Here is an 11,809-nt window from a genome sequence, read left to right as displayed (position 1 = left end):
GACGACCCGTGCGCCAGGCCCGAGCGCGGTGGTATGATCGGGGTTTTGTGACAGGAGGTCAAGGCAAGGTGTCAGCGTTCAAGCTCCCCCGCGTACGTTACCGGGAAACCGATGACCCGACGGCCGATCTCGCCCGCTACCAGCATATTGCACTGATCGTCGCCAAGGCCGCCGATCTCGCCCACGCCCCGTTTGGCGCCCTCCTCCAAAAGCGCCTGAAGGCGCAGGGGGTGGCGATCAAGCCCGGGACGGTGTTTCTCACCGAGGCCCCCGACGAGGCCGGAACGACGCTCGCGGTGGGATTCGCCGATGCCACCCTGGACACCTTCGCGCTTCTCGAACTCGCCCGCAAACTGACCCGGTTCCGCCCCGGGGTCGCGCGCGTCGCCCTGCTCGCCCCGGGGCTCAGCGGCGCCGCGCACAAGGAGGCCTTGCGCGCGCTGGTCCGCTGCCTCTACGCCCAGGCACCGCTGCCGTCCCGGCAGACCGGCCGGACCGTGAATCCGCCGACTGCGGTCGACGTCTACGGCGCGGGCGAGGACGACCGCGCGCTGCGCGCCGCCGCGCACGGCAATCATCTGGCTCGCGCCCTGTCGGTCCTCCCGGAAAACGAGCTCGGTCCCGCGGATTACGTAAAGCGCGTGAAGAAACTGGCCATCGACAACGGCTGGCGCTTTCGTTTTCTCGATGAAAAGCGCCTGGCCGCGCTCGGGGCCGGGGCGTTTCTCGCAGTGACACGCACACGCGCCGCCGGCGCCGGGATCGTGCATCTGCGCTACACCCCGCGCAAGGCCCTGCGACCGCCGGTGACCCTGGTCGGCAAGGGGATCTGCTTTGACACCGGCGGCGTCAACCTTAAGCCCGCGCGCCATATGTATGGGATGCACGAGGACATGCAAGGAAGCGCCGTGGCCCTGGGCACACTGCTTGCGCTCGCGCAATCCCACGCACCCTTTCGCGTCGACTGTTATCTGGCCATAGCCGAGAATGCCATAGGCCCGTTGAGCTATCGCCCCAACGAGGTGGTGCGCGCGGTGGATGGCACCACCATAGAGGTGGTGCACACCGACGCCGAAGGGCGCATGGTGTTGGCCGACACCCTGGCGCTCGCCGCACGCGAGCGGCCGGGCCTCATCATCGATTACGCCACCCTCACCGGCGCCTGCGTCTATGCCCTGGGAACGCGCATGACGGGGGCCTTCACCAACCGCCCGGAACTCACCCTGCGCCTCATCGAGGCCGGACGCGCGAGCGGCGAACGGGTATGGCCCTTTCCGCTGGCAGACGACTACAACGCCGACCTCAAAAGCGATATCGCCGATATCAAGCAATGCACCCTCGACGGCGAGGCCGATCATATCCTCGCCGCCCTGTTCCTCAAGCGCTTCATCGCCCATGACCCCACTTGGATCCACCTGGATCTCTCCGCCGGACGGCATAAAGGGGGGCTTGGCGCGATTCCCACCGATACCACGGGCTTTGGCGTCGACTTTACCCTGGCCTTGCTGGCCGATCCCGCCTTCGCCTGGTAGCGGCGCGTGCCGGTCCCAAACCGCCCCCGCCGATGCCCGTACTGGATTTTAGGAGGCGGGGGCGGTAAGATGCGCGCCTTGATCGGACTGCCTGACGCCGCAGGCGGCCGCGATCCTTAAATCGTTAAGCGCCCCCACCCTAGGGGCGCTTTATATTTTGGGGGCGCGATGCCAACCGAACACTATCTCATGACGACCTACGGACGACTCCCGGTCGCATTCACGCACGGTGAAGGGGCCTGGCTCTGGGACGAGGGCGGCCGTCGCTATCTGGACGGGCTCGCCGGCGTCGCGGTCAACGGCCTTGGCCACGCCCATCCAGCGATCGTCGAGACGATCTGCGCCCAGGCCCGGCGCCTGATCCATATCTCCAATTGGTACGAGAACCGCGAGCAGCAGGCCCTCGCCGAGCGGCTGTGCGCGGTGGCGGGCATGGATCGGGTGTTCTTCGCGAACTCCGGGGCCGAGGCCAACGAGGCGGCCCTGAAGCTCGCGCGCCTGCATGGGCATCGCAAGGGGGTCGAGGCGCCGGCCGTGATCGTCATGGAGGGGAGCTTCCACGGTCGCACCTTGGGCACCCTGAGCGCCTCGGGAAGCCGCAAGGTCCAGGCCGGCTTCGAGCCCCTGGTACCGGGCTTTCGGCGCGTGCCGTTCAATGACCTCGATGCCGTGCGTCAGGTCGGCGCGCGCGATCAGACCGTGGTCGCGGTGCTCGTCGAACCGATATTGGGGGAAGGTGGCATCCAGGTCCCGGATGCGGGCTATCTGAAGGGTCTGCGCAAGATCTGCGACGAGGCGGGCTGGCTGCTCATCCTAGACGAGATTCAGACCGGGCTATGTCGCAGCGGCGCATGGTTTGCCTGGCAACACGAGCAGGCCCGCCCTGATGTCATGACCGTGGCCAAGGCCTTGGGCAACGGCCTGCCGATCGGCGCCTGTCTCGCGCATGGCACGGCCGCCGAGCTCTTCCATCCCGGTCAGCATGGATCGACCTTCGGGGGCAATCCGCTGGCCACCGCCGTGGGCCGCACCGTGATCGAGACACTCGATGGCATGCGCGCCTGGGAGCGGGCCGCGGCGCTGGGGCAAGGGCTGCTCGATGGTCTGCGCGACCGGTTGCGCGACATAGCCGGCGTCAAGGCGGTACGCGGCCGCGGGCTTTTGCTCGGCATAGAGCTGGACCGGCCGGCGCACGCGGTCATGCGCCTGGCCTTGAACCGCGGCCTTTTGCTGAATGTCACCGCCGAGCGGGTGGTGCGCCTCCTGCCGCCGCTCATCCTGAGCGACGAGGAGGCCCAGCTCCTGACATCCGGCACCGCCGACGCCATCCAGGAGTTTTTGGCGTCATGATCCGGCATTTCTTGAGTCTTATGGACTGCACGCCCAAGGAGCTGCGCATGCTCATAGAGCGCGCGGTGACGCTCAAGGCCATCCTTCACAGGCGCGAGCCCCACGAGTATCTGCGCGGATCGAGCCTCGCGCTCATCTTCGAGAAATCCTCGACGCGCACGCGTGTGTCGTTCGAGGCCGGCATCACCCAGCTCGGGGGCAACAGCATGTTCCTCGCCCCCGCGGAACTCCAGCTGGGACGGGGCGAGCCGCTCGAAGACACGGCACGCGTGGTCTCGCGCATGGTCGACGCCATTGTCATCCGCACCCACGAGCACGCCAAGCTCGCGGCCTTCGCCGAGCATTCGCGAGTGCCGGTGATAAACGCCCTGACCGACCGCTTTCACCCCTGCCAGCTGCTCGCCGATATCCAGACGTATTTCGAGCATCGCGGCGACATCGCCGGACGTACGGTGGCGTGGATCGGCGACGGCAACAACGTCTGCCAGTCGTGGATCAACGCCGCACGGCAGTTCGGCTTCACCTTGCGCATCGCGACCCCCGCGGGGTATCGGCCGAACCCGGAGATCCTGGGGGCGGCCGCCGGGTCTGCGCATCTCGTCGAGACCCCGGAAGAGGCGGCGCGGGGCGCCGATCTGGTGGTGACCGACACATGGGCGAGCATGGGGCAGGAGTCCGAAAAAGAGGTGCGCATGCGCGCCTTCCAGGGATACTGCGTCACATCGCGCCTCATGGACATGGCCGCCGCGGACGCGCTCTTCATGCATTGCCTTCCCGCCTATCGCGGCGTGGAGGTTGCAGGCGAGGTCATAGACGGGCCGCGCAGCGCGGTCTGGGATGAGGCGGAAAACCGCCTCCATGCGCAAAAGGCGCTCCTCGAGTTTCTGCTCGCCTGAGCGCGAGCCTAGTTGTGATAATCGAATAACAATCGGGGATAGGGTGCGCAACGTCGACAGAGGAAGCGGATCTGTCGGAAGAACGAGCGCGCCTGCCCCCAGATCTCTTGCGCGATGGCGCTGTCGAAATGCCGCCCTGTCGGGTTGGCAGCCGCCGGATCCACGTTGTAATAATGGACGATGAGCGGCTTGCCGTAGAACCGCATGTGCGCCTCGAAGGCCTGAAGCTTGGGCAGGGGCGTGCTCTGCTGGAAGGCGATCAAAAGTACCTTCGACTCGATCCTTTGCAGGAGCGCGGCCTTGGCCGACGCCCCCCCATCGCACGCCACCGTACCCGAAACGTCGTGGGGATCGGCGGCACTCGCCTCGAGCGACTGGAGCGCGCCCGCGTGCCCCCATCCGAACGTGACGATCTTGCGCCCGGGGGCGCTCAAGTATTCGATGGCCGCCCGCTCCATGGCGGCCCGGCGCCCATGTCCGCGGGCCGCGGCGTGCGCATGCCGGCTTGCGTGCCCAAGACCCAGGGTCAGCACCCGGTAGCCCTGCGCCCCCACGCGATCGGCCCAGGCGAGCGTGTGCTCATCGAGACCGGCCTTGCCGGGCAACAGCAAAAGCCCGATGCGCGCCGACGGCGGCCCCGTGCGGTAGACCTCGAAGTGATGGCCGCTCTTGGTCGCGAGCTGCACGAATTTCCCGGAAAACGCCCGACAAGACAGATCGGGGAGCTTATGGGCCCACCCCGAAACACTGGTCAGGATCAGCACCAGGCCCGCCGCTATTCCACGCCACATCCTCACACCTCGGTTACGCTCGACCCTGCTATGCGCCACGCCGCCGGGCATTATGATGACTTCCCCTACCGACCTCAAGCGAGAGATCCGGTGTGCGGTGGCGCGCACCGGGAGCCTACCCGATTCACCGTCCGATACAGGAGGCGGAGGCGATGAACGGAGCGGCGCGGGTGCCATTCGGACGCGCCGACCGGCTGAGAGAAACTTCGCGAAACCCAGTGTATACTGAGCCGATGCCGATTCCCTACATATTCACCATGCAGCGGGTGACCAAGGTCGTCCCGCCGTCGCGCGAGATCCTGAAGAACATCTCACTGTCGTTCTACCCGGGCGCCAAGATCGGCGTGCTCGGATTAAATGGCGCCGGAAAATCGACGCTCTTGCGCATCATGGCGGGCGTGGACCGTGATTTCGACGGCGAGGCCAGTCCGGCGGCGCGCACGCGCGTGGGCTACCTCCCGCAGGAACCAGTACTGGACCCGACCAAGGATGTCCGCGGAAACATCGAGGAGGGGGTGGCGGCCACCAAGGCCCTGCTCGAGCGCTTCAACGCCATAAGCCTGCGATTCGGCGAACCGCTATCCGACGAACAGATGAACGCCCTGATCGAGGAGCAGGCCCAGGTACAAAGCGAGATCGACGCCGCCGGCGCCTGGGAACTGGACCGCAAACTGGAGATTGCCGCCGAGGCCTTGCGCCTGCCGCCCTTCGACGCCGACGTCACGGTGCTGTCCGGGGGCGAACGTCGTCGCGTGGCGCTGTGCCGGCTGTTGCTGTCGGAACCGGACATGCTGTTGCTCGATGAGCCCACCAACCACCTGGATGCCGAATCGGTCGCCTGGCTCGAACGCTTCCTCAAGGACTATAAGGGGACGGTGGTGGCGGTGACCCATGACCGCTACTTCCTCGACAACGTGGCCGGATGGATCCTGGAACTCGACCGCGGTCAGGGTATCCCCTGGGAAGGCAATTACTCCTCATGGCTCGAACAAAAGGAGAAACGCCTCGCGATCGAGGAGAAACAGGAGTCCGCGCGCCAGCGCACCATAAAGCGCGAGCTTGAATGGGTGCGCACCGCGCCCAAGGGCCGGCACGCCAAGAGCCGTGCGCGACTTGCGGCCTATGAGACGCTCGTGGCGCAGGATGTCGAACAGCGCAACGAGACCCAGGATCTGTTCATACCGCCGGGCCCGCGGCTCGGGGATCTGGTCGTGGAGGCCGCGGATCTCACGAAGAGTTTCGGTGATCGCGTGCTCATGGAGCACGTGAATTTCAAGCTGCCGCCCGGCGGGATCGTCGGGGTCATAGGGCCGAACGGCGCCGGCAAGACCACGCTGTTTCGCATGATCGTGGGTGAGGAGCAGCCGGACGGGGGATCGTTGCGCGTCGGACCGTCGGTGGTCCCGGCCTATGTAAGCCAGAGCCGCGACGCCCTGGATGGCAGCAAGACGGTGTGGGCGGAGATCTCGGGCGGGTCCGATATGATTCTTTTGGGCCGCCGCGAGGTATCCTCGCGCGCCTATGCCGGGCGCTTCAATTTCCGGGGCGCCGACCAGCAGAAGCTCGTCAAGGATCTGTCCGGGGGCGAACGCAACCGTGTCCATCTGGCGAAGCTTCTGAGGAGCGGCGGCAATCTTCTGCTGCTAGACGAGCCGACCAACGATCTCGACGTCGACACCTTGCGCGCCCTGGAGGAGGCCCTGCTCGAATTCGGCGGCTGCGCCATCGTCATCTCCCACGACCGGTGGTTCCTGGATCGCGTCGCGACCCACATCCTGGCCTTCGAAGGCGACAGCCGGGTCGTATGGTTCGAGGGCAATTACGCGGACTACGAGGTTGATCGCAAGCGCCGTCTGGGGGTGGAGGCCGACCGGCCGACACGCATAAAATACAAACGACTGGCCTAAAGGCCGTGCGCGGCCTGGAAAAGCGTTCCGGTCTGCCCCTCGCAGGCGGTCAGCGCGATGCACCGATGCCGCGCGGCCTGTTGTGGTCCACGATCAAAAAGCTGGCGCCCTACCTCTGGGAATACCGCGCGCGGGTGGCGTTGGCGCTGATCTCGCTCACCGCGGCCAAGGCCGCCGGCGTGGGCGTGCCCCTGATCCTGAAGAATATCGTCAACCGCCTCGATGTCCATGATGCGGCGCTCGTCGTGCCGGTGGCGCTCATCGCCGCCTACGGCGCCTTGCGATTCGCCAACGTGCTCTTCGGGGAACTGCGCGACCTCGTGTTCGCGCGCGTGAAGCAACGCGCCGTGCGCCGCGCGGCCACCACCGTGTTTCGTCATCTCCACGCCCTGCCGCTCGCTTTCCATCTCGATCGCCAGACCGGGGCGGTGGCGCGCGACATAGAGCGTGGCAGCCGCGGCATCGCATTGCTCCTTAACATCCTTTTGTTTCATATCATCCCGACTGCCGTCGAGATCGCGCTCGTGGCCGGCATTCTGCTCGCCAAGTTTCGCGTGGAATTCGCCATCATCACGTTTGCGACGCTCGCGGCTTATGCCGGCTTTACGCTGTTTGTGACCGAATGGCGGACGGCCTTCCGGCGATCGATGAACGAGATGGATTCGCGCGCCAACAACCAGGCGGTCGACAGTCTCCTGAACTACGAGACCGTGAAATTCTTCGCAAACGAAGACTATGAATCGGATCGCTACGATGCCCATCTCGCGCAATGGGAGGATGCCGCGGTGCGCAGTCAGTCCTCGCTTGCCCTGCTGAACACCGGCCAATCGGCGATCGTCGCGCTCGGGATCGGCGGTCTTATGCTGCTGGCCGCGCGCGGGGTTGCCGAACACCGCATGAATATCGGCGACCTGGTGCTGGTCAACGCCTTTCTGATACAGCTGTTCATGCCGCTGCATTTCCTCGGGGCCGTCTACCGGGAGATCAAGCACTCCCTGGCTGACATGGAACGGATGTTCGCCCTGCTCGACGTGCCCTCCCCCATCACCGATGCGCCGGGGGCCCCCGACCTTGCGGTTTCGCACGGCGTGGTGCGGTTCGAGCATGTGAGCTTCTCCTACGGCGGGCAGGCGCTTTTGGATGATGTCGACTTCACCGTCGCGCCGCGCTCGACCACCGCGATCGTGGGGCCGAGCGGGTCCGGAAAATCGACGCTCGTGAGGCTCCTTGCGCGCCTCTACGACCCGGACGCCGGCTGTATCCGCGTGGATGGCCAGGACATCCGCGCAGTGACGCAAAAAAGCCTGCGGCGGGCCATGGGCGTTGTCCCGCAAGACCCGGTGCTGTTCAACGACACACTGTATGCCAACATCGCCTACGGGCGTCCGGGGGCAACGCTTGAAGAAGTGCGGGTGGCGGCCGATCTTGCGCATCTCGACGACTTCATCGCCACCCTGCCGCAGGGTTATGACACACGCGTGGGCGAGCGCGGCCTGAAGCTCTCGGGCGGTGAAAAGCAGCGCGTGGCGATCGCCCGGACCCTGCTGAAGGAACCGCGCATCCTGCTCTTCGACGAGGCGACATCGGCCCTTGATGCGGCATCCGAGCGCGCGGTGCAGGAGGGCCTGGCGCTGCTCGCCCACCATCGGACGATGATCGTGGTCGCCCACAGGCTCGCCACCATACGAAACGCCGACCAGATCCTGGTGATGCGCGCCGGACGCGTCGTGGAGCGCGGACGCCACCGCGAACTGATTGCGCGCGGCGGCCTCTACGCGCAACTTTGGGCGCTGCAGCAAGACGCGACGCAGGGGCCGACCGATCAGTCGTCAGCGACGCTTCCCGGCGCGCCCGGGGCCGACGACGGGCTCTTACAAGCCCTGGGTCAATAACAGACCGGCGAGCAGGATCGCGACCGACAGCAGGCCTATGGCACGCCCGACGAGGCGCGTAGCACCCGGCCTGCGGGTGCGCTCGGCGCGCGGCCCCAGTACTGCGTCATGCCAGACCGTAAGCGCCAGCACCAGCGCCACGAGGCCCGCCTTGACAGCGAGGGTGGTCCCAAAGGCGCTCGCCCAAAAACGCGCCTGGCCCAGGGTTCGCGGGCCGATACCCTGCAGCAGGAGCAGCAAGGGGCCGGTTACGATCAGCGTAGCGAGCGCCACATAGGCCACCGGCCGGAACGCGCGCCCCACGGCGTCGGGGATACCCGCCGAGGGCGCGGCGCGCGCCGCGGGCACGACCGCGAACACGAAAAACAAGACGCCGCCCACCCAGGTGGTGGCGGCCAGCAGATGGAGCGCGATCAGCGCCAGAAACACGTCCTCACGCACGCCCGCGCTCCATCAGGTATTCGCGCAACACCACGGCGTTATTGTGCGCCTCATCGTGCGCGGCATACACGAGCACTATAGGGCCCGCGTGGGCCGCCGCCATCAACGCGTCGCTCGCCTCGGGATGGGCGCGTAGTTCGGCGAGATAGCGGCGGCGAAATTCCGCAAACCGCTCCGGCTCGTGGCCGAACCATTGGCGCAGAGCCGAACTCGGGGCCGCGTCCTTGGCCCAGCCGGCAAGCCCCGCGGCGGCCTTGGTGAGCCCACGCGGCCAGATACGATCCACAAGCCACCGCGGGACCTCGCCGGACCCCGGCGGTTCGTAGACGCGCCGGATGGTGATCGCCGGAGGACCCCCGGCCTTCATGCGGCCTGCTGCGCGATCTTCAGGGCATCTCCCAGGGACTGGAGACCCACGGCGGCAAGCTTGCCATCCACGACCAGCGCCGGCACGGTCCGTACCCTGAGGTTCGCGACCAGCGCCCGGCCGGCCGGCTCGGCGATGTCGAGGACCTGATAATCGATCGGCTCGCGACGCGCCACTTCACTCCACACCTGCTCGGCCTGCGGGCATACCGGGCACCACTTCGATACCAGCAGTCGTACCTCCATCGTTCCACCTCCGCATATATCCCTTGACGCCACTCTACGAGCCGCAACCCCCGCCTCTCCTTGACAGCCATCAAGGATGACGAGGCCCCAATCGTATGGTAATGATAGCGCCTTGCATGACGAGCACCCAGGAGGCCCTTCCATGAACACCCGGCTCATCGATGGCTTCACGCGCCATCACCGTACACTCGACCTTGCCTTCGAAGAGGCGCGACAGGCGACCGGAGACGGTGATTTCGTACGCGCGCGCGCGACGTTTCAGGGGTTCCGGGATGCCATCGAACGCCACATGGGGGCCGAGGAGACGTGGCTGTTTCCGGCCTATGAGGCGCGGCACGGCCATGACAATGCGCTGACCTCCATCCTCCGCAAGGGGCATCGCGACCTGCGCGGGTTCTTCGAGGAAATCGCCGAGGCCCTCGACGAGGGCGACGGCGACGAGGGCGCGGCGCTCATCGACACCGTGGGCCAGATCCTCCACCATCACGACGAAAAGGAGGAGCAGGAGTTCTATCCGGCGGTCGCCACGCTCGTGGATGACCCGGCGCCGGCGCTTACGGCCCTGGAATCGTGACGCCCCGACGGGCGGCCATGGCGCGCCCCAGGGCTGTGATCTCGGAGGGCGCAAGCAACGCGCGGGCGCGCGGCAGGAGCATGGTGTTCTCGGCGGCCATGTGCGCGCGCATGAGGCTCACATAAGGCTCGATCGGCACATCGCCGGGGGCCGCCGGCAGCGCACGCAGCACGGGCTCGAGCGACGCGTAGGCCTGCTCCAGGGCGCGGTGTTCGGTCATGAGGCGCGCCACGAGCGCCGTCAGGGCCGGATCGCCGTGATGTCCCAGAAGCGGCGCGAGATCGCGTTCCTCGTCTTCGTGATGCCAGCGCCCGGCCTGCGCGAAATAATGATGCACGCGCGCGGCCGCCACCCGCGCCTCGCCATCCCCGCCGTGGATGCGCACATGGGCGGCAAGGCGCACAAGCGTCGCGCAGTGACCCTGGATGCGCTCATGACAGGCGGCCAACAATCCCAAGGGGTCGTCGAAGCCCGGGCCGCCGCGCTCACCCTTCTCACCGATACGCATGATTCACCCCCTATTCCGCGACAGTCCAGAGACAAGAACGACGGCCGCGCGCCCTCAAGGCTCGGCGCAGCGCATGCACTGGACATCGTAACGATCCAGCCACATGCGCAAGGCCTCCATCGCCTTGGGCCCGGTCACGAGATCCGTAAAGGCATCCGCCGGCACCACCGGCCGCACCTTGGCAAGCCAGGCATCGGTGTAGGGCCCGATGTTGACGAGGTGCGGGGTCTCCAGCACCGCGGCATTGACCGCCTCGACGGTGCCCTCGAAGGGGCACGGCACGCCGCCCGCCCATTTGCCGCTTTCGAGAGTGGCCACATGGCGCCCCTTGTTCAGATGGGTGCCGACCTTCTTGATGCGGATCTTCTGAACGCGCCCGGCCATGGTCTGCGCGGCATCGGTGATGCCAAGGACGATGAGGCCGTTGTCATCGGGGCGCGCCCACACATAGTCGAGATCGTAGAACAGATCGTCCGGCAACTCACATCCGCGGTATTCCGTCATGCCCTTACACTCCTTGGTCCCAGTCTAAATATCGAAGCGCACCGCGGGCCTTGACGGCCATCAAGAGCCGCTGCCGGGCCCGGCCTGGTCCCGCCAGCGGACAAGCCGCGCGCGATCGGCGATATGGATGTCGTTGCCCGCAACCGAGATGAGCCCGAGATCCCGCAAGGTCGCGAGCACGCGCGAGAAGGTCTCGGGCTTGACGCCGAGCCGCGAGGCCACGACGTTCTTGTGGACCTGGATATGGACGTCAGCGGCATGGGCATCGGCCGGGCATTGGTCGAGCAGGTAGCCCGCCACGCGCTGGCCGGCGGTCTCTAACGTCAGGGCCTGGACGTCATTGATGAGCTGGTGCAGACGCATGCTGATGCCGGCCAGCATGCGCAACGCGATCTCGCCGTTGGCCTTCAAGACGCGCACAAAGTCGTCGGTCGGTATCTCCACGAGCGCGGCGTCCGAGAGGGTGGCGGCATAGACCGGGTAATGGCCGCCCAGAAACACCACGGCCTCACCGAAGGTCTGGCCGGCCATGAGGATCTCGATCACCTTCTCATCGCCCTGCGGCGACAGGCGATAGAGCCGCACGGAGCCTTCCACGATGAAATAGAAGGCGCGAGCCTTGTCGCCCTCGGCAAACAGCGTCTCATGGGCCTTGAGCGTCCGGCGCCGGGCATGGGCCAACAGGCGCTCGAGCTCCTCCGGGAACAGCCCGGAAAAGAGCGGCGCCTTGTGAACCGCCTTCAGATCCTGATCCATCCTCGCCCTCTCCTGTTAGAATAGACGCGCTTAGGATAGACGCGTT

At 66.5% G+C, this 11,809-nt stretch carries 13 protein-coding genes; 6 read left to right on the top strand and 7 right to left on the bottom strand.

Going from position 1 to position 11,809, the window contains the following annotated elements:
• Positions 1 to 68 precede the first annotated feature (68 nt).
• From C4901_RS03855 to argF, 3 genes are all read left to right on the top strand, one after another.
• Positions 69 to 1,532 (top strand): leucyl aminopeptidase family protein, encoded by a 1,464-nt coding sequence (locus C4901_RS03855; RefSeq protein WP_168185534.1) that lies wholly within the window; start codon positions 69 to 71, stop codon positions 1,530 to 1,532.
• Positions 1,533 to 1,700: 168 nt separating this feature from the next.
• The gene (locus C4901_RS03850) at positions 1,701 to 2,882 is read left to right on the top strand and encodes an aspartate aminotransferase family protein (protein ID WP_205736170.1); all 1,182 of its coding nucleotides are present in this window, start codon (positions 1,701 to 1,703) and stop codon (positions 2,880 to 2,882) included.
• Positions 2,879 to 3,778 carry an ornithine carbamoyltransferase gene (gene argF, locus C4901_RS03845; RefSeq protein ID WP_110136212.1) on the top strand — a complete coding sequence of 300 codons (900 nt, stop codon included), beginning with the start codon at positions 2,879 to 2,881 and terminating at the stop codon, positions 3,776 to 3,778. The genes C4901_RS03850 and argF overlap by 4 nt, the downstream gene beginning before the upstream one ends.
• An 8-nt stretch (positions 3,779 to 3,786) precedes the next feature.
• Here argF and C4901_RS03840 read toward each other — a convergent pair whose 3' ends face one another.
• Positions 3,787 to 4,569 carry a dienelactone hydrolase family protein gene (locus C4901_RS03840; RefSeq protein WP_145960607.1) on the bottom strand — a complete coding sequence of 261 codons (783 nt, stop codon included), beginning with the start codon at positions 4,567 to 4,569 and terminating at the stop codon, positions 3,787 to 3,789.
• Between the two features lie 233 nt (positions 4,570 to 4,802).
• Between C4901_RS03840 and ettA the strand changes: the two genes are divergently transcribed.
• Entirely contained in the window at positions 4,803 to 6,476 is a 1,674-nt protein-coding gene (ettA, locus tag C4901_RS03835; RefSeq protein ID WP_205736169.1) for an energy-dependent translational throttle protein EttA, read from the top strand.
• Positions 6,477 to 6,541: 65 nt separating this feature from the next.
• Entirely contained in the window at positions 6,542 to 8,368 is a 1,827-nt protein-coding gene (locus tag C4901_RS03830; RefSeq protein ID WP_110138510.1) for an ABC transporter ATP-binding protein/permease, read from the top strand.
• On the opposite strand, the gene C4901_RS03825 is transcribed toward C4901_RS03830, so the two are convergent.
• The 3 genes from C4901_RS03825 to C4901_RS03815 are packed head-to-tail and all read right to left on the bottom strand — an operon-like array spanning position 8,348 to position 9,421.
• Positions 8,348 to 8,809, bottom strand: a complete 462-nt coding sequence (locus tag C4901_RS03825; protein WP_110136210.1) for a CopD family protein — start codon at positions 8,807 to 8,809, stop codon at positions 8,348 to 8,350. The genes C4901_RS03830 and C4901_RS03825 overlap by 21 nt on opposite strands.
• Positions 8,802 to 9,176, bottom strand: a complete 375-nt coding sequence (locus C4901_RS03820; protein ID WP_110136209.1) for a DUF488 domain-containing protein — start codon at positions 9,174 to 9,176, stop codon at positions 8,802 to 8,804. The genes C4901_RS03825 and C4901_RS03820 overlap by 8 nt, the downstream gene beginning before the upstream one ends.
• Positions 9,173 to 9,421: a thioredoxin family protein gene (locus C4901_RS03815; protein WP_110136208.1), complete on the bottom strand. Its 249-nt coding sequence runs from the start codon at positions 9,419 to 9,421 to the stop codon at positions 9,173 to 9,175. The genes C4901_RS03820 and C4901_RS03815 overlap by 4 nt, the downstream gene beginning before the upstream one ends.
• Positions 9,422 to 9,563: 142 nt before the next feature.
• Between C4901_RS03815 and C4901_RS03810 the strand changes: the two genes are divergently transcribed.
• A complete protein-coding gene (locus C4901_RS03810) occupies positions 9,564 to 9,995 on the top strand; it encodes a hemerythrin domain-containing protein (RefSeq protein WP_168185533.1) in 432 nt (143 codons plus the stop codon).
• On the opposite strand, the gene C4901_RS03805 is transcribed toward C4901_RS03810, so the two are convergent.
• Genes C4901_RS03805 through C4901_RS03795 form a run of 3 tightly spaced genes read right to left on the bottom strand, consistent with a single transcriptional unit; the run spans position 9,976 to position 11,763 of the window.
• A complete protein-coding gene (locus C4901_RS03805) occupies positions 9,976 to 10,503 on the bottom strand; it encodes a hemerythrin domain-containing protein (RefSeq protein ID WP_110136206.1) in 528 nt (175 codons plus the stop codon). The two genes, C4901_RS03810 and C4901_RS03805, sit on opposite strands and share 20 nt — an antisense overlap.
• Positions 10,504 to 10,557: 54 nt before the next feature.
• Positions 10,558 to 11,007: a glycine cleavage system protein H gene (locus tag C4901_RS03800; RefSeq protein ID WP_110136205.1), complete on the bottom strand. Its 450-nt coding sequence runs from the start codon at positions 11,005 to 11,007 to the stop codon at positions 10,558 to 10,560.
• A 60-nt stretch (positions 11,008 to 11,067) separates the two neighbouring features.
• Positions 11,068 to 11,763, bottom strand: coding sequence for a Crp/Fnr family transcriptional regulator (locus tag C4901_RS03795; protein WP_110136204.1), 696 nt, complete (start codon positions 11,761 to 11,763; stop codon positions 11,068 to 11,070).
• Positions 11,764 to 11,809 lie beyond the last annotated feature (46 nt).

Origin of the sequence: Acidiferrobacter sp. SPIII_3 (assembly GCF_003184265.1) — a bacterium.
Lineage (GTDB): Bacteria > Pseudomonadota > Gammaproteobacteria > Acidiferrobacterales > Acidiferrobacteraceae > Acidiferrobacter.
This window is presented reverse-complemented; position numbering and strand designations above follow the sequence as displayed.